15 protein-coding genes are annotated in these 16286 nt (G+C 67.9%); 9 read left to right on the top strand and 6 right to left on the bottom strand.

Annotation, left to right across the window (positions count from 1 at the left end; translation table 11 throughout):
• Position 1 precedes the first annotated feature (1 nt).
• Positions 2-1045 (bottom strand): hypothetical protein, encoded by a 1044-nt coding sequence (locus L107_RS07625; RefSeq protein ID WP_159817598.1) that lies wholly within the window; start codon positions 1043-1045, stop codon positions 2-4.
• Positions 1038-1610 carry a J domain-containing protein gene (locus tag L107_RS07620; RefSeq protein WP_159817596.1) on the bottom strand — a complete coding sequence of 191 codons (573 nt, stop codon included), beginning with the start codon at positions 1608-1610 and terminating at the stop codon, positions 1038-1040. The genes L107_RS07625 and L107_RS07620 overlap by 8 nt, the downstream gene beginning before the upstream one ends.
• 190 nt (positions 1611-1800) lie before the next feature.
• On the opposite strand from L107_RS07620, the gene rfbF reads away from it, so the two are divergent.
• From rfbF to L107_RS07590, 6 genes are read left to right on the top strand one after another with little or no spacing between them, the layout of a single operon-like run.
• Positions 1801-2574 carry a glucose-1-phosphate cytidylyltransferase gene (rfbF, locus tag L107_RS07615; protein ID WP_159817594.1) on the top strand — a complete coding sequence of 258 codons (774 nt, stop codon included), beginning with the start codon at positions 1801-1803 and terminating at the stop codon, positions 2572-2574.
• A 2-nt stretch (positions 2575-2576) separates the two neighbouring features.
• Positions 2577-3677 (top strand): CDP-glucose 4,6-dehydratase, encoded by a 1101-nt coding sequence (gene rfbG, locus L107_RS07610; protein ID WP_201295837.1) that lies wholly within the window; start codon positions 2577-2579, stop codon positions 3675-3677.
• On the top strand, positions 3674-5167 hold the full coding sequence (gene rfbH, locus L107_RS07605; protein ID WP_159817593.1) for a lipopolysaccharide biosynthesis protein RfbH: 1494 nt from the start codon (positions 3674-3676) through the stop codon (positions 5165-5167). Before rfbG ends, rfbH begins: the two co-directional genes overlap by 4 nt.
• Complete coding sequence (locus tag L107_RS07600; RefSeq protein ID WP_159817591.1) at positions 5164-6030, top strand: NAD(P)-dependent oxidoreductase; 867 nt, start codon at positions 5164-5166, stop codon at positions 6028-6030. Before rfbH ends, L107_RS07600 begins: the two co-directional genes overlap by 4 nt.
• Complete coding sequence (locus L107_RS07595) at positions 6030-7091, top strand: SDR family NAD(P)-dependent oxidoreductase (protein ID WP_236550571.1); 1062 nt, start codon at positions 6030-6032, stop codon at positions 7089-7091. Before L107_RS07600 ends, L107_RS07595 begins: the two co-directional genes overlap by 1 nt.
• Positions 7092-7110: 19 nt before the next feature.
• A complete protein-coding gene (locus L107_RS07590; RefSeq protein WP_159817589.1) occupies positions 7111-8886 on the top strand; it encodes a hypothetical protein in 1776 nt (591 codons plus the stop codon).
• Here L107_RS07590 and L107_RS07585 read toward each other — a convergent pair.
• Positions 8883-9209, bottom strand: coding sequence for a hypothetical protein (locus L107_RS07585; RefSeq protein WP_159817587.1), 327 nt, complete (start codon positions 9207-9209; stop codon positions 8883-8885). The two genes, L107_RS07590 and L107_RS07585, sit on opposite strands and share 4 nt — an antisense overlap.
• Positions 9210-9230: 21 nt before the next feature.
• Here L107_RS07585 and L107_RS07580 point away from each other — a divergent pair, with 21 nt between their 5' ends.
• Positions 9231-10190 carry a glycosyltransferase family 2 protein gene (locus L107_RS07580; protein WP_159817585.1) on the top strand — a complete coding sequence of 320 codons (960 nt, stop codon included), beginning with the start codon at positions 9231-9233 and terminating at the stop codon, positions 10188-10190.
• A gap of 100 nt (positions 10191-10290) precedes the next feature.
• Here the strand turns inward: L107_RS07580 and tkt are convergent, their stop codons facing one another.
• From tkt to acpP, 3 genes are all read right to left on the bottom strand, one after another.
• Positions 10291-12309 (bottom strand): transketolase, encoded by a 2019-nt coding sequence (gene tkt, locus L107_RS07575; RefSeq protein ID WP_159817583.1) that lies wholly within the window; start codon positions 12307-12309, stop codon positions 10291-10293.
• 78 nt (positions 12310-12387) lie between these two features.
• Positions 12388-13635: a beta-ketoacyl-ACP synthase II gene (gene fabF, locus L107_RS07570; protein ID WP_159817581.1), complete on the bottom strand. Its 1248-nt coding sequence runs from the start codon at positions 13633-13635 to the stop codon at positions 12388-12390.
• A 7-nt stretch (positions 13636-13642) separates the two neighbouring features.
• Positions 13643-13885 carry an acyl carrier protein gene (acpP, locus tag L107_RS07565; RefSeq protein WP_035833476.1) on the bottom strand — a complete coding sequence of 81 codons (243 nt, stop codon included), beginning with the start codon at positions 13883-13885 and terminating at the stop codon, positions 13643-13645.
• Between the two features lie 149 nt (positions 13886-14034).
• Between acpP and psaC the strand changes: the two genes are divergently transcribed.
• Positions 14035-14280 carry a photosystem I iron-sulfur center protein PsaC gene (psaC, locus tag L107_RS07560; protein WP_007099573.1) on the top strand — a complete coding sequence of 82 codons (246 nt, stop codon included), beginning with the start codon at positions 14035-14037 and terminating at the stop codon, positions 14278-14280.
• Positions 14281-14355: 75 nt separating this feature from the next.
• On the top strand, positions 14356-16254 hold the full coding sequence (gene glmS, locus L107_RS07555) for a glutamine--fructose-6-phosphate transaminase (isomerizing) (RefSeq protein WP_159817579.1): 1899 nt from the start codon (positions 14356-14358) through the stop codon (positions 16252-16254).
• Positions 16255-16286 lie beyond the last annotated feature (32 nt).

The raw sequence follows: 16286 nt of genomic DNA, 5'->3' as shown, positions 1-16286 counted from the left end.
TTCACTTCCGGTGATACCTAATCTTTTGTGCCTCTTGGTCACTTTGGAACCGCTGAAGCCGGTGAGTCAGCGTCCTGAGTCGCTTCATGTGGCGTGAATTTACCGGATCGAACAGATCTGCCCGGACGGTGTCAATGAATACCAGCACATCTTTTGGGCTGCAGGGTCCACTTTTCCAGCTATGGAACTCCCGGTGTAGTTCAGGAACCAACACGAGAATGTTCTCGGGCAAGTCCGCCAAATCGGGGCGACTTTGGCGGTCGAATAGATGGTGTCCATCGAGGTCGATCTTTCGGTAGGCCTTTGAGTATTCACCTGTAATCTCGCAACGATGGCTCGCAGCTGCCTTGGCTCGCTTTTTCGCTCGGTCCACACCGTCGGTGAGGTGGCGGATCTCGGACTTGAAACAGGACTCCACTACCTCTCCTACCGCTTCGATCCAGGCTTGGCGCGTCTTGGTGATGCGGCTGTTGGTCCGCATATCGCGGGCAACGCGGGCGATCCCCCGTTGGCTGATCAGCACCTGGCGCTCGTCACTTTGCATGAAGTCTTTCCCGATCTCCAGGGCTTCCTCCCCCTCTTCCGTGCCGGCGGTGCGCAGCCGGTTCCAGGAGTTATTCAGCCCCAGGTAGTTGGTCTGCAGGATGCCCACGGTGGTTTTCCGGCTCACAAAGGCCAGATCCCCACGGATCTCCAGTGTGCCGCCGGCCTCGATGAACTCCTGGGTGATCCGTCTTGATACTAGGAGTAGCTGTCGCTTTTGAGTCTCCTTAAGCAGCCGCTTGCGGAACCAGCCGAGCACCCCCGTTTTCTCTGTGGCCTCGATGTAACGGGCCAGGGCCTCCACGCCCTCCTCAGTGAAATGTCGTGGCCGCCGGCCGTTGTCTCCAGGCACAGGGGGACCGGCGTACTCGAAATGCTCGCCCTCTACCAACTCCCATTCGTCATCAGCGTTGGCGTCAAACGCCTCCACGATCTTATAGAGGCTGTTGACGCGTTTCCGGAGAATCCCTGCCGTTTCCTTGGCCGTCAGTAGATCACGCATGGCTTGAATGCAGGAGGGGGAGGATCGAGTCCTTCATCGTCTGCAGGCGTTCCGCCACGCGGGGATCGCCGCCGTGGTCTGGGTGGTGCTGCTGGATCAGCCTTCGGAACGCTTCGCGCACCTCATCGGCGGTGGCGGTCTTCGGGTCGAGGCCGAACACCACCCAGGGCCGGAAGTGCTGCAGCACGTCGATGCCGTTGATCACGGTGGGTCCGTCCTCAAGGTTTCTCTCATTGGCCGGAATGCCGATGAAGCGCCGGTAGAGCACCAGCCAGTCGTCCTTGGTTTTCAGCGCCACCTCTTCGCCCGTCATCGACAGCTGGAAGTTCTTGTCCTTGCGCAGCTGGGTGACGGTCTTGCACCTGAAATGCGCCAGCACCTTGCTCTTGATCTCGGTGGCGGTGGGGGGCTTGGGCTTCGGTGGCGGCGGATCCTTGAACGCTCCCCCGTTGATCGTCTGCGCGAAGGAGAGCAGATCGGCCTCGCCCAGCTCCGGCTGGCCCAGGAGCGTCTGGATCAGCGCCTTCACCTCGGCCAGCGTCAGCTTCTTGCTTCGCGCGGCCACAGACCAGTGCTGGAAACGATTTTCATCCTGGCCAGGGGCTTCTGGGCTTGCCTGGGGGCTTAGGAAACTGTCGTGTTTCGCCGGTCCGCCTGAGCCCCCGGCAGCCACCGGAGCCCCCGGCCTGTCTGGGACTGGAGCCGTGGAGCGCCTTTGCTAGGTTGCCGCCGCCTGCCTGGCCCGTTGCTGCCTGATGAAAGCCGTCATCCTGGCCGGTGGACTGGGCACCCGACTCGCGGAGGAGACCCACCTGCGGCCCAAGCCGATGGTGGAGATCGGTGGCAAGCCGATCCTGTGGCACATCCTCAAGATCTACAGCCACCACGGCATCAACGATTTCATCATCTGTTGCGGCTACAAGGGTTATGTGATCAAGGAATACTTCGCCAACTATTTCCTGCACACCAGTGATGTCACCTTCCATATGGATCTCAACCACATGGAAGTGCACCGCCAGAAGGCCGAACCCTGGAAGGTCACGCTGGTCGACACCGGCGATGCCACCCTCACCGGCGGCCGGCTGGCCCGGGTGCGCAGCTACCTGCCGCCGGGGGAATCCTTCTGCTTCACCTACGGCGACGGCGTTGCCGATGTGGACATCACCGCCCTGATCGCCCACCACCGCCGCGAGGGCCTGCAGGCCACCCTCACCGCCGTCCAGCCCCCCGGCCGCTACGGCGCCCTGCACCTTGAGGGCGATGCGGTGGCCGATTTCGAGGAGAAGCCCGACGGCGATAACGCCTGGATCAACGGCGGCTTCTTCGTGCTCGAGCCCGCCGTGATCGACCTGGTCGACGGCGACCAGTGCGTCTGGGAGCAGGCCCCCCTCAAGGCCCTGGCCACCCAGGGCCAGCTCAGCTCCTTCAAGCACCGCGGCTTCTGGCAGCCCATGGACACCCTGCGCGACCGCCAGCGCCTGGAGGACCTCTGGCAGCAGGGCCGCGCCCCCTGGAAGGTCTGGAGCTGACCATGATCAGCCCCGCCTTCTGGCAGGGCAGGCGCGTCCTGCTCACCGGCCACACCGGCTTCAAGGGCAGCTGGCTGGCCCTCTGGCTCTGCGAACTCGGCGCCCGCGTCACCGGCTTCGCCCTGGCGCCGGACACCGACCCCTCCCTGTTCGACCAGCTGGGCCTCGCCTCCCGCCTCGATCACCACATCGGCGACCTGCGTGATCCGGCCGCCCTGCGCGAGCTGGTGGCCGCCGTCCAGCCGGAGGTGGTGCTGCACCTGGCCGCCCAGCCCCTGGTGCGCCGCAGCTACGCCGAGCCGGTGCTCACCTGGGAAACGAACGTGATGGGCACCATCCACCTGATGGAGGCCCTGCGCCCCCTGGCCCATCCCTGCGCCGCGGTGCTGATCACCACCGACAAGGTGTACCGCAACAACGAGTGGCTCTACGGCTACCGGGAGAACGACCCCCTCGGCGGCCACGACCCCTACAGCAGCAGCAAGGCCGCCGCCGAGCTGGCCATCAGCTCATGGCGCGCCAGCTACTGCGGCCCCCTGCCCCACCAGTCACCCCACCTGCGCATCGCCAGCGCCCGGGCCGGCAACGTCATCGGCGGCGGCGACTGGGCCGCCGACCGCATCATTCCCGACACCGTCCGCTCCCTGCGCGCCGGCGAGCCCATCACCCTGCGCAACCCCGCCGCCACCCGCCCCTGGCAGCACGTGCTCGAACCCCTCGGCGGCTACCTGGCCCTGGCCGAGGCCCTTGCCGAGCCCTCCGCTGGGCTGGCGATGGCCGAGGCCTTCAACTTCGGGCCCCAGCTGGAGGCCAACCGGCCCGTGCGGGAGCTGGTGGAGCAGGCCCTTGTCCACTGGCCCGGCACCTGGATCGATGCCTCCGATCCCAGCGCCCCCCACGAGGCCGGCCTGTTGAATCTGGTGATCGACAAGGCCCACCACCGCCTCGGCTGGTCGCCCCGCTGGGACTTCGCGACCACCACCGCCCGCACGCTTCAGTGGTATCGCCGCGTGATCGAGGCGGGCGACGACCCGCTGGCCTGCTGCCTCGACGACCTCACCGCCTATCTCGCTCCTCTGCCGCCGGGCCGATCCACCCCATGACCGCCGACCTCGACCAGCTCAAGCAGGAGATCCTGCGGCTCACCCGCGACTACGCCCGCCGCGCCCACGCCGCCTATCGCCCCGGCGATGACCCGGATCGCACCCCCCACGCCGACGGCCAGACGATCCCCTACGCCGGCCGCGTCTTCACCGAAGACGAGGTGGAAGCGGCCGTGGGTACCACCCTCGATTTCTGGCTCACCCTCGGCACCGAAGGCGCCGCCATGGAGAGCGAGCTGGCGGCCTTCCTCGGGGTGCGCCACAGCCTGCTGGTCAATTCCGGCTCCTCCGCCAACCTGGTGGCCATCTCGGCCCTCACCTCCCACCGCCTGCCCGCCGAGCGGCGCCTGCGCCCGGGCGATGAGGTGATCACCGTGGCGGCCGGCTTCCCCACCACCGTCGCGCCGATCCTGCAGGTGGGCGCCGTGCCGGTGTTCATCGACGCCGATCCGGTCACCGGCAACGCCCGCTGTGACCAGCTCGAGGCCGCCTACCGGCCCGGCGTCACCAAGGCCGTGATGATGGCCCACGCCCTGGGCAACCCCTTCGATCTGGCGGCGGTGCTGCGCTTCTGCCGTGCCCACGACCTCTGGCTCGTCGAAGACAACTGCGACGCCCTGGGGTGCTCCTATTCCATGCCCCGGGAGCTGGCCGAATCCCTCGGCTTCACCACCAACAGCCCCGGCCTCGATGAGGGCCCCGACCGCGTCATCCGCTGGACCGGCACCTGGGGCGACATCAGCACCCAGAGCTTCTATCCGCCCCACCACCTCACCATGGGCGAGGGCGGCGCGGTGAACATCGTCCGCGACCAGAAGCTCAAGGTGGTGGCCGAGAGCTTCCGCGACTGGGGCCGCGACTGCTGGTGCCCCTCCGGCAAGGACGACACCTGCGGCAAGCGCTTCGACTGGCAGCTGGGCGAGCTGCCCGCCGGCTACGACCACAAGTACATCTACAGCCACCTCGGCTTCAACCTCAAACCGCTCGATCCCCAAGCCGCCATCGGCCGGGTGCAGCTGCGCCGCCTCCCCGAGTTCATCGAGGCCCGCAAGCGCAACTGGCAGACCCTGCGCGAGGGGCTGGTGCCCACCGAGTCCGTGCTGGAGTTCTCCCTGCCCACCCACGCCACCGGCTGGGATCCGCAGGGCGGCTTCTCCTGGGATGCCACGGGCTGCCGCAGCGACTGCTCCTGGTTCGGCTTCAAGATCTCCGTCAAACCCGACGCCCCCTTCCGCCGCACCGACCTGGCCCGCGAGCTCGATGCCCACCGCATCGGCAACCGCATGCTGTTCGGCGGCAACCTGGTGCGTCAGCCGGCCTTCGTGCAGCTGCGCGCCGACCGCCCCGACGCCCTGCGGGTGGTGGGCGACCTGGCCGGCGCCGACGCGATCATGGTCGACACCCTGTTCCTGGGCACCTACCCCGGCCTCACCGCTCCGATGCTGGCGAAGGAGATCGAGGTGATCCTCGACTTCTGCCGCAGCCGATGAGGCTGTTCCTCACCGGCGGCACCGGCTTCATCGGCTCCCATGTGCTGGCGGCGGCCCTGGCGGCGGGCCACCAGGTGCGGGCCCTGCGCCGCAGCCCCGCCTCCGCTCCGGTGATCCCCCTGCCCGGTGAGCCCGAATGGTGCCAGGGCGATCTGGCCAGCCTGGAGGCCCCGGCGCTGGAGGGCGTGGAGGCGGTGCTGCACCTGGCCTCGGCCGGGGTGAGTCCCAAGCCCGCCAGCTGGGAGGAGCTGGTGCAGGCCAATGTGGCCGGCAGCCTGCGGCTGCTGGAGCGGGCAGCGGCAGCGGGCGTGCGCCGCTGCGTCGTGGCCGGCAGCAGCCACGAGTACGGCAACGCCGCCCGCCGTTTGGATGCCATTCCCCCCGATGCCCCCCTGGAACCCCTGAGCCCCTACGGCGCCAGCAAGGCGGCCGCCTTCCAGCTGCTGCGGGCCTTCGCCATCGCCGAGGGGCTGGAGCTGTTCTACGGCCGCATCTTCTCGGCCTACGGCGAGGGCCAGTTCGAGGGCAACTTCTGGCCCTCCCTGCGCCGTGCGGCCCGCTCCGGCGACGACTTCCCGATGACCTCCGGCCGCCAGGTCAGCGATTTCATCCCCGTCGCCGAGGTGTCCGACCACCTGCTGGCGGCCTGCGCGCGGCCCGATGTGGCCGCCGGCGCGCCCCTGGTGGTGAACATCGGCTCGGGCGCCGCCACCAGCCTGCTGGCCTTCGCCGAAGCGGAATGGGAGCGCCTGGGGGCGACCGGTAGATTGCGCCCCGGTGTGCTTCCCGACCGCCCCGATCAGATCGAGCGATACGTTCCGGACCTGGCTGGTTTGAGGCTCCCCGCGCCCCCTCTGCCCTGATGTCGATGAAGGTCCTGATCACCGGCGGTTGCGGCTTTCTGGGATCGAACCTCGCCGCCTCCTACCTGCAGGAAGGGGCCGAGGTGATCGTGGTGGATGCCCTGTTCCGGCGCGGTTCGGCGGCCAACCTGGCCTGGCTGGAGCAGCAGGCCGCCCCGGGCCGCTTCCATTTCATCCAGGCCGACCTGGCCGAGGCCGAGGCCGTGCTGGCCGTGTTCCGCCGCCACGCCCCCTTCGACTACATCTGCCATGTGGGCGGCCAGGTGGCCATGACCACCTCCCTGACCGATCCCGCCCGCGACCTGCAGACCAACGTGCTCGGCACCTTCGCCGTGCTTGAGGCCGCCCGGGCCCTCTCCCCGGAGGCCCTGATCGCCTACAGCAGCACCAACAAGGTCTACGGCGATCTCGAAGGGCTCCGCTACGAGGAGACCCCCACCCGCTACCGCCTTCCCGACCATCCCGACGGCCTCGATGAGTCCCTGGGGCTGGACTTCTCCACCCCCTACGGCTGCTCCAAGGGGGCGGCGGATCAGTACGTGCGCGACTGGGCCCGGGTCTACGGCCTGAAAACGGTGGTGTTCCGCCACTCCTCGATCTTCGGCGGCCGCCAGTTCGCTTCCTTCGACCAGGGCTGGGTGGGCTGGTTCTGCCAGAAGGCGATCGAGCAGAAGCGTGCCCATCAGGCGGGCCTGGCCCCCGAACCCTTCACCATCGCCGGCACCGGCAAGCAGGTGCGTGACGTGCTCCACGCCGACGACCTGATCCGCCTCTACCGGGCCGCCTTCGAGCACCGGCAGCGGATGACCGGCGAGATCTTCAACATCGGCGGCGGTGCCGCCAACTCCCTCAGCCTGCTGGAGCTGTTCGCCCTGCTCGCCGAGCTGCTGGCCATTCCGCCGCTGGTGTTCACCCCCACCCCCCGCCGCGCCAGCGACCAGGACTGCTTCATCGCCGATATCACCAAGGCCCGGCGCCTGCTCGGCTGGTCGCCGGCCATCTCCTGCCGCGACGGGGTCAGCCGCATGCTCGCCTGGACCGACACCCACCTGATGGGCTGAGGCAAGGGTGAACCGAACCATGCCCGCTGCCCTGCAGAAGCTGCGCCCCCTCCTCGTCTCCGCCGGCTTCATCGGCCTCTGCGCCCTGTTCTATTTCCTGAGGCGGCCCTCCATCTCCCTGGAGCCGCTCCTCTATGCGGAAGACGGATCGATCTTTCTGCAGACGGCGATTGATTCAGGCGTCCACTCCATCTTCAAGACCTACGCCGGCTACAGCCACCTGCTTCAGCGCCTGGTGGCCCTGTTCGCCGTCAGCAACCTCTCGCCGCTGGACTACCCGCAGTTTTTCCTGGCGGTGGCCTGGGCCAGCTACCTGCTGCCCCTCGTCTGCATGGAGGGCCTGATCCGGTTGGGGTTCTTCGGCAGGATCCTGCGGTTCTCCTATATCCCCTATGTCTTCTATCCCTATGGCCAGGAAACCTATCTCAACCTGCCCAACGCCTACATCTTCTTCCCCCTCGGCTTCATCCTGATCGCCTACGCGGTCTATGGGCGCCTGCTGCAGGGCCGTGGGGCGCCGCCGATCCGGCTCTGGCCGGGCTTCCAGCTGCTCCTGTTCCTCTATGGCCTGGTGGCGGTGTTCACGGGCCCCTTCGCCGCCCTCTACGGCCTGCCCCTGCTGGCCTTCGTGCTGCTGAAGCGGCGACGTGTCTCGCTGGCCCCGGTCTGGCTCACCGTGCCGGTGCTGCTCTCCTCCGTGCAGCTCTATCTCTCCCAGCTCACCTACAGCTACGAGCTCTCCACCGCCCAGGCGATCAGCACGTTGCTGGCACGGCCGGATGTGTTGCTCGACTGGTTCACCATCCACCTGGTCAGTCCCCTGTTCGGCGGCTACAAGCCAGGCTGGTACCTGCGGGTGCTGCCGGAGCCGCTGCAACTGCTGCTGGTGGCGGGGCTGGTGGCCGTTGTCGTGCTGGCGGTGCGGGTGGTGAGTCGCCGGATGCGGCAGCCGGCGCTGCTCTATCTGGCCATGTTCTCCACCATGGTGCTCTCCTTCTCCAGCCTGCTGGTGGCGGTGCGCCGGGGGGCTCCCATCGTCGCGTTGACCGTGGAGGATGCCGGCGGGCGCTTCTTCTTCTGGAACACCGTGCTGTTCCTCACGATCCTGCTCACGGCCTTTGTTCTTCTGGTGCGCGATCGCACAACCCGCCAGGGAACGGCCTCCAGGATCATGGCCTCCTGGCTGATCCTTTCGATCGTCTTCTATCACAACAACGTCGCGCGCCGCGAGGCGCCGATCAGCTACACCGATCAGCTTGAGCAGCAGTGCAGGGTGCCCGGCAAGCTGCCGATGGAGCTGCAGATCTTCGCGGGCCCGATCTGGAGCTTCCAGCTGGGTCGGCCCCAGATCGACAGACTCTGCGCCGGCGTGATGCACTTCACGCCGATGAACACCAAAGCCAGTGATGTGCTGCCAAAGCACCTCCAGCCCATGCCGTTGAAGATCGGGCAGACGATGCGCTTTCCCGTCGTTCCACAGAAGGATCAGAGGATGGAGGCCGTCGGTCTGCTGATCGGCACCAACAACCGGGTCAACCATGGAGTGCTGCGCCTCTGTGTTCAGTCCCCGTCTGCTTCCGCCCCTGTCTGTTCGACGGATGTGGACAAACGACGACTGCAGGACAACCGCATTGCCCCTTTCCCCTTCGCCGACGGCCTGGCGGTGCGCTCCGGCGAAACACTGGAGTTTTCCCTGAGCGATCACGACCGGCCTGGAAACAGGTCCAGGGGGGAGACGGCCATCTATGTGTCCCGGCTGATCAGCAGCCCTGTGGCCTTTGCAGGATCCAGCTAGCGGCCTGCCATTCCAAGGGCCACGATCCCATAGCCCACGGTGATGGCCAGGATGTTGGCCGGAGCCACTGCGGCCGCATCCTTCAGCGAGAAGAACACATACAGCAGCGGATACTGCAGGCTCAGCACCAGCACCGCCAGCTTCCGATCGACTCCGGGCAGCACCAGGGCGGTGATTCCGAAGGAGGCGCCATAGCAAACAAGCGAGGCCGCCAGATAGAGCGCGCCGGTGCGGACACCTTCCGCCGGTGGACGGATCCGCAAGATGAATTGGCCCAGGCATGCCGCAAGAACGGCAGCTAAAAGATACACTGCCTGCAGCATGCTTTTTGACAACATTGGCCCATGACGAGATCGCCGCATCATATCGCCATCTGCATTCCGTGTTACAACGAGTCCTCCAATATCGAAGCGCTCTATGTGAGGCTCGCCAAGGTTCTTGAGCAGTTTCCCGACGACGTTTTCTCGATCGTTTTTGCCGATAACTGCTCCACCGACCACACGGTGCAGCTGATCGAGGGCCTGGCGGCAAGGGATTCCCGCGTTGGCCTGATCCGCAATGTCTCGAACTTCGGCTTCGTGCGCTCCTCGGCCAATGCCCTGCTCGCGCCCGATGCCGACGCCAATGTGTTTCTGATGTCGGATCTGCAGGATCCCCCCGAGCTGGTGGCGGAGCTGATCAACGGCTGGAAGAAGGGCGACGACCAGGTGATCTTCGCCGTGCGGCGCTCCAGCCATGAGAGCCCGATCCTCTTCCTCTGCAAGAAGATCTACTACGCCACCCTCTCCTGGCTTTCCGATTACCCGATGGTGCGCGATACCACCGGTTTCGGCATCTACGACCGCTCCGTGATCCTGGCCCTGCGCCAGTCGATCGACTCCTATCCCTTCATCAAGGGCCTGGTGTGCGCCATCGGCTTCAAATGGTCCACCATTCCCTACGTGAGCGCCGACCGCAAGGGCGGCAGCAGCTCCGCGTCGCTGTCGTTCCTGGTGGATTTCGGCGTCCTCGGCATCGTCACCTCCTCCCGCAAGCCGATGCGGCTGATCACCACCGCCGGCCTGTCCCTCGGGGCGCTTTCCATCCTGCTGTCGTTCGTGGTGATGGTCAGCAAGCTGATCTTCTGGAACAGCTTCCAGTTCGGTGTGGCCATGCTGTCGGTCTCGGCGTTGTTCTTCGCCGGCGCCATGATGTTCGCCCTCGGCATCCTGGGCGAATACATCGGCTTCATCAACCAGCGCACCCTGCGCCTGCCCCTGGTGGTGGAGCGCAGCCGCCACAACGTGCCCAACCGGGCCGCCTGAGGGGGGACGGCCGACCATGAAAAAGCCGGGCCCGCAGGCCCGGCAACGATGAGAAACAGCGGGTCGGGGGCGGTCTCAAGCCGGCCCCCGCGGGCCGGGCTCAGCCCAGGGCCTTGGCGGTGGCCACCACGTTGTCGACGGTGAAGCCGAACTTCTCGAGGCAGACGCCGCCGGGGGCCGAGGCACCGAAGCTGTCGATCGAGACGCTGGCGCCGTCGAAGCCGGTGTACTTGTGCCAGCCGAAGGAGCTGGAGGCCTCCACCACCACACGCTTGCGCACGGCGGCGGGCAGCACCGACTCGCGGTAGGCGGCGTCCTGCTCCTCGAACAGCTCCACACAGGGCATCGACACCACCCGCACCGCCTTGCCTTCGGCGGTGAGCTGGGCGGCGGCCTTGACGCACAGGTCGAGCTCGGTGCCGGTGCCGATCAGGATCAGGTCCGGGGTGCCGCTGCAGTCGTTGAGGATGTAGCCACCCTTGGCCACCTTCTCGGCGGCGGAATTGGCCTGGTTGACCATGGCCTGGCGGCTCAGGGCCAGCACCGTGGGGCGCTTGCGGTTGGTGACGGCGACCTTGTAGGCCCCCACCGTCTCATTGCCGTCGCCGGGGCGGATCACCAGCAGGTTGGGGATGGCGCGCAGGTTGGCGAGGGTCTCCACCGGCTGGTGGGTGGGGCCGTCTTCGCCCAGGCCGATCGAATCGTGGGTGAGCACGTAGATCACGCCCAGCTGGGAGAGGGCCGACAGGCGCATGGCGCCGATCATGTAGCCGGCGAACACCAGGAAGGTGCCGCCGTAGGGGATCAGGCCGCTGTTGTGGTAAGCGATGCCGTTGAGCACGGCCGCCATGGCGTGCTCCCGCACCCCGAAGTGGAGGTAGCGGTTGGCCTCATGGCCCTTCTGGAAGCTGGCCTCGCCCTTGATGTCGGTGAGGTTGGAGTGGGTGAGGTCGGCGGAGCCGCCGATCAGCTCGGGCAGGCTGGGGCCGAAGGCGTTGAGGGCGTTGTAGGAGTGCTGGCGGGTGGCCAGGCCCTTGTCGTCGGGGGTGAACACCGGCAGGGACGCATCCCAGCCCTCGGGCAGCTCACCGCGCAGCATCCGCTCGAATTCGGCCGCCTCGGCGGGGTAGCGGCTGCGGTAGGCGGCCAGGCTCTCGTTCCAGGAGGCTTCGGCGGCGGCACCGCGCTGGATGGCCTGGCGCCAGTGCTCATAGGCGGGCTCGGGCACCTCGAAGGCGCCGTAGCTCCACTCCAGCTGCTGGCGGGTGAGCTCGGCCTCCTCGGCCCCGAGGGCGGCCCCGTGCACGCCGGCGGTGTTGGCCTTGTTGGGGGAGCCGTAGCCGATGGTGGTGGTGACCTTGATCAGGCTGGGACGGTCGGTGACCGCCTTGGCCGCCTCGATCGCCCGGGTGATGGCCGCCACGTCGGTGTTGCCGTCCTCGACGTGCTGCACATGCCAGCCGTAGGCCTCGTAGCGCTTCAGCACGTCCTCGGTGAAGGACACGCCGGTGTTGCCGTCGATGGTGATGTGGTTGTCGTCGTAGAGGGCGATCAGCTTGCCCAGGCCCAGGTGGCCGGCCAGGGAGGCGGCCTCGCTGGCGACGCCCTCCTGGTTGCAGCCGTCACCCATCAGCACGTAGGTGTAGTGGTCGACGATGGTGGCGTCGGGCTTGTTGAACTTCGCCGCCAGGTGGGCTTCGGCGATCGCCAGGCCCACGGCGTTGGAGATGCCCTGCCCCAGGGGCCCGGTGGTCACCTCGACGCCGGGGGTCTCGAAGGTTTCCGGGTGGCCGGGGGTGCGGGAGCCCCACTGGCGGAACTGCTTGATGTCCTCCAGGGTCACGCTGTCGTAGCCGGTGAGGTGCAGCAGCGCGTACAGCAGCATGCAGCCGTGGCCGGCCGAGAGCACGAAGCGGTCGCGGTTGAACCACTGCGGATTCTTGGGGTTGTGGCGCAGCACCTTGTCCCAGAGGGAGAAGGCCATCGGTGCGCAGCCCATCGGCAGGCCGGGGTGCCCCGAGTTGGACTTGTTGATCGCGTCGACCGCCAGGAAGCGGATGCTGTTGATGCAGAGCGTCTCTACGTGGCGATCGACCTGGGTGGTGGGGGCGGCGACCATGGCTTGACGGGGGAGTACGGGGAGGAGGAGAGGTGTTCCTGGGATGGGTGGCCCGGTGCGCTCTGGCGCGCCGGGTGGTCAGGTCATCCGGCGGAAGGCGAGGCAGACGTTGTGGCCGCCGAATCCGAAGGAGTTGGAAAGCACGACGTTGACGTTGTGTTCCCGGGCCTGGTTGGGCACCACATCCAGATCGCAGGCGGGATCGGGCGTGCTGTAGTTGATCGTAGGCGGTACCAGGTTGTGGGCCACCGCCAGCACCGCGGCGATGGCCTCGATGCCGCCGCTGCCGCCCAGCAGGTGGCCGGTCATCGACTTGGTGGAACTGACCGGGATGGTCATGGCGTGGGCCCCGAGCGCCGACTTGATGGCGGCGGTCTCGTTGCTGTCGTTGGCCTGGGTGCTGGTGCCGTGGGCATTGACGTAATCCACCGCCTCCGGCTCCAGTCGGGCATCGGCCAGGGCCAGGCGGATGGCCTCCGCCGCCCCCACGCCGCCGGGAGACGGGAGGGTGTAGTGGTACGCGTCGCAGGTCATGCCGTAGCCGACGATCTCCCCCAGCACCCGGGCGCCCCGGGCCGTGGCGTGCTCGAGGCTCTCGAGCACCAGCACGCCGGCCCCCTCGCCGATCACGAAGCCGTTGCGCTCGGCGTCGAAGGGGCGGCTGGCCGTCGCCGGATCATCGTTGCGGAACGACAGGGCCCGGGCGCTGGCGAAGCCGGCCACCCCCAGGGGGGTGATCGCCGACTCGGCGCCGCCGCAGACCATGGCGTCCGCCAGGCCCAGCTGGATGAGACGGAAGGCATCGCCGATGGCGTTGGAGCCGGCGGCGCAGGCGGTGGCCACGGCGCTGCTGGGCCCCCGGGCGCCGATGGCGATGGCCGCCAGCCCGGTGGCCATGTTGGGAATCATCATCGGCACGCAGAACGGGCTGACCCGGTCGGGACCGCGGTCGGCCAGCACGTGGGCCTGGGTTTCCATCATCAGCAGCCCCCCCACGCCGGAGCCGATGGCGACCCCGATGCGCTGGGCGTTGCCGTCGTCGATGGTCAGGCCGGCATCGGCCACCGCCTGCTTGGCCGCAACCACCCCGAACTGGCAGAAGCGATCCCAGCGCTTCGACTCCTTCGGCTCCAGCCAGCCGGCCGTGTCGAAGTCCTTGACTTCGGCCGCGAAACGGCAGGCATGGCGGGAGGCATCGAAGAGGGTGATCGGCGCCACCCCATTGCGGCCGCTGATCAGCCCCTCCCAGTAATCCGCGACGTTGTTGCCGATCGGTGTGACCGCGCCGAGGCCGGTGACGACGACGCGGCGGAGACCCTCCACCATGGACGCCTCAGGCCTGCTTCTCTTGGATGTATTTGACGGCGTCACCCACCGTGGTGATCCCTTCGGCCGACTCGTCGGGGATCTCGATGTCGAAGGCTTCCTCCAGGGCCATCACCAGCTCGACGGTGTCGAGGGAATCGGCCCCCAGGTCGTTCTGGAAATTGGATTCCGGCTTGACCTCGTCAGCCTCCACGCTGAGCTGTTCGGCAACGATCGACCGGACTTTCTCGAAGATCGCTTCCTGGGACATGGCTGCTGTGAGGGAGGCAGCATCCTACGGGTCGCCCCGTTCGGGCCCTTTCCGCGTATGAACAAGGGTGACGGCCGGCGGCCGCTGTCGCCCTGCGCCGGAACGGTGTGGGTACTTTGGGCACCTCGCCGTTCGTTCCCGGCCCTGGCATGTCCCACGCCGTCAAGATCTACGACACCTGCATCGGTTGCACCCAGTGCGTCCGTGCCTGCCCCCTCGACGTTCTCGAGATGGTTCCCTGGGACGGCTGCAAGGCCGGCCAGATCGCTTCCTCGCCCCGCACCGAAGACTGCGTCGGCTGCAAGCGCTGCGAAACCGCCTGCCCCACCGACTTCCTGAGCATCCGCGTCTACCTCGGCGACGAGACCAGCCGCTCCATGGGCCTGGCCTACTGAGCCCGGCGCTGTCGCATCCCTCCCATAAGCTCATGCCCGGCGCCTGCGCCGGGCTTTTTTTTGGCCTAACTCTCTATGTGCGGCATCGTTGCCCTGATCGGCTCGCGGGAGGCGGCCCCCCAGCTGCTGGAGGGCCTGCGCCAGCTGGAGTACCGCGGCTACGACTCCGCCGGCATCGCCACCGTTGACGGGGCCGGCCTGCACTGCCTCAAGGCCGAGGGCAAGCTGGTCAACCTCACGGCCCGCTTCGAGGAGCGGGGCGCCCCGGGCCAGTGCGGCATCGGCCACACCCGCTGGGCCACCCATGGCAAGCCGGAGGAGCGCAACGCCCATCCCCACCTCGACGGCAGCGGCCAGCTGGCCGTGGTCCAGAACGGCATCATCGAGAACCACCGCAGCCTCCGGGAGGAGCTGCAGGCCGAGGGGGTGGCATTCCGCTCGGACACCGACACCGAGGTGATCCCCCACCTGATCGCCCGCCGGCTGCGGCAGCGGCAGGCCGAGGGGGCCGGTGCCTCACCGGCGCTGCTGCTGGAGGCCCTGCAGCACGTGCTGCCCCTGCTGCACGGGGCCTATGCCCTGGCGGTGGTCTGGGCGGCGGTGCCCGGGGCCGTGGTGGTGGCCCGGCGGCAGGCACCGCTGCTGATCGGCCTGGGGGAGGGGGAGTTTCTCTGCGCCAGCGACACTCCCGCCCTGGCCGGCTTCACCCGCACGATCCTGCCCATGGAGGACGGCGAGGTGGCCCTGCTTACGCCGCTGGGGATCGAGCTCTACGACGGGCAGGGAGCCCGGGTGCAGCGCAACCCGACGCTGCTGGTGGGCACCGAGCACGTGGCGGACAAGCGCAGCTTCCGCCACTTCATGCACAAGGAGATCCACGAGCAACCCGAAACCGTGGCCCTGTGGGTGGCCCGCCATCTGCCGGAGGGGGCCCTGGTGGCCCTGCCCCTCGACGAGTCCGTCTACGAGGGGGTGGAGCGGATCCAGATCCTCGCCTGCGGCACCAGCCGCCATGCGGCCCAGGTGGGGGCCCATCTGCTGGAGCAGCTGGCGGGCCTGCCCACCTCGGTGTTCTACGCCAGTGAGTTCCGCTATGCCCCGCCGCCGCTGGAGCCCCACACGCTCACCATCGGCGTCACCCAGTCCGGCGAGACGGCCGACACCCTCGCCGCCCTGGCGATGGAGCAGGACCGGCGCTTCCTGATCGCCGATCCGGCCTACGCCCCCCGGCTGCTGGGCATCACCAACCGCCCGGAGAGCTCCCTGGGCCGCCTCGTGCCCCACCTGCTCGACATCGGCGCCGGCATCGAGGTGGGGGTGGCCGCCACCAAGACCTTCCTCGGCCAGCTGCTGGCCTTCTACGGCCTGGCCCTGGCCTTCGCCGAACGGCGCGGCGGCACGGCCCATCCCCTTGGCGGCGGCCGCACCCCCGCCCAGCTGCGGGAGCTGGCGGAGCAGCTGCGCGCCCTGCCCGCCGTGCTGCAGCGCCTGGTCGACGACCACGACCGCTGCTGCGCCGAGCTGGCCCACCTGTTCGCCGATACCCAGGACGTGATCTTCCTGGGGCGGGGCATCAACTACCCGATCGCCATGGAGGGGGCCCTGAAACTCAAGGAGATCAGCTACATCCACGCCGAGGGCTACCCGGCGGGGGAGATGAAGCACGGCCCGATCGCCCTGCTCGACGCCCGCGTTCCGGTGGTGTCGATCGCCGTGCCGGGCACCGTCTTCGAGAAGGTGCTCTCCAACGCCCAGGAGGCCAAGGCCCGCGACGCCCAGCTGATCGGCGTGGCACCCGCCTGCCCGGACACCGAGCTGTTCGACGTGCTGCTGCCCCTGCCGGAGGTGGACGAACTGCTCAGCCCCCTGCTGACGGTGATCCCGATGCAACTGCTCAGTTACCACATCGCCGCCCACCGGGGCCTGGACGTCGATCAGCCCAGGAACCTGGCCAAGAGCGTCACCGTCGAGTGAGGGTGCCGGGCCTGTGACCCCCTGCGGCGGGC

Origin of the sequence: Cyanobium sp. Copco_Reservoir_LC18, from assembly GCF_009834675.1 — a bacterium.
In the GTDB taxonomy this organism is placed as follows: domain Bacteria; phylum Cyanobacteriota; class Cyanobacteriia; order PCC-6307; family Cyanobiaceae; genus Cyanobium; species Cyanobium minutissimum.
This window is presented reverse-complemented; position numbering and strand designations above follow the sequence as displayed.

Bases quoted from the DNA above. Each gene is read 5' to 3' on its own strand.
- acpP (WP_035833476.1), bottom strand. From the start codon at position 13,885: ATGTCCCAGGAAGCGATCTTCGAGAAAGTCCGGTCGATCGTTGCCGAA.
- psaC (WP_007099573.1), top strand. From the start codon at position 14,035: ATGTCCCACGCCGTCAAGATCTACGACACCTGCATCGGTTGCACCCAG.
- rfbH (WP_159817593.1), top strand. From the start codon at position 3,674: ATGACCGCCGACCTCGACCAGCTCAAGCAGGAGATCCTGCGGCTCACC.
- L107_RS07600 (WP_159817591.1), top strand. From the start codon at position 5,164: ATGAGGCTGTTCCTCACCGGCGGCACCGGCTTCATCGGCTCCCATGTG.
- glmS (WP_159817579.1), top strand. From the start codon at position 14,356: ATGTGCGGCATCGTTGCCCTGATCGGCTCGCGGGAGGCGGCCCCCCAG.
- tkt (WP_159817583.1), bottom strand. From the start codon at position 12,309: ATGGTCGCCGCCCCCACCACCCAGGTCGATCGCCACGTAGAGACGCTC.
- L107_RS07590 (WP_159817589.1), top strand. From the start codon at position 7,111: ATGCCCGCTGCCCTGCAGAAGCTGCGCCCCCTCCTCGTCTCCGCCGGC.
- L107_RS07595 (WP_236550571.1), top strand. From the start codon at position 6,030: ATGTCGATGAAGGTCCTGATCACCGGCGGTTGCGGCTTTCTGGGATCG.
- L107_RS07580 (WP_159817585.1), top strand. From the start codon at position 9,231: ATGACGAGATCGCCGCATCATATCGCCATCTGCATTCCGTGTTACAAC.
- fabF (WP_159817581.1), bottom strand. From the start codon at position 13,635: ATGGTGGAGGGTCTCCGCCGCGTCGTCGTCACCGGCCTCGGCGCGGTC.
- rfbF (WP_159817594.1), top strand. From the start codon at position 1,801: ATGAAAGCCGTCATCCTGGCCGGTGGACTGGGCACCCGACTCGCGGAG.
- L107_RS07625 (WP_159817598.1), bottom strand. From the start codon at position 1,045: ATGCGTGATCTACTGACGGCCAAGGAAACGGCAGGGATTCTCCGGAAA.
- rfbG (WP_201295837.1), top strand. From the start codon at position 2,577: ATGATCAGCCCCGCCTTCTGGCAGGGCAGGCGCGTCCTGCTCACCGGC.
- L107_RS07585 (WP_159817587.1), bottom strand. From the start codon at position 9,209: ATGCTGCAGGCAGTGTATCTTTTAGCTGCCGTTCTTGCGGCATGCCTG.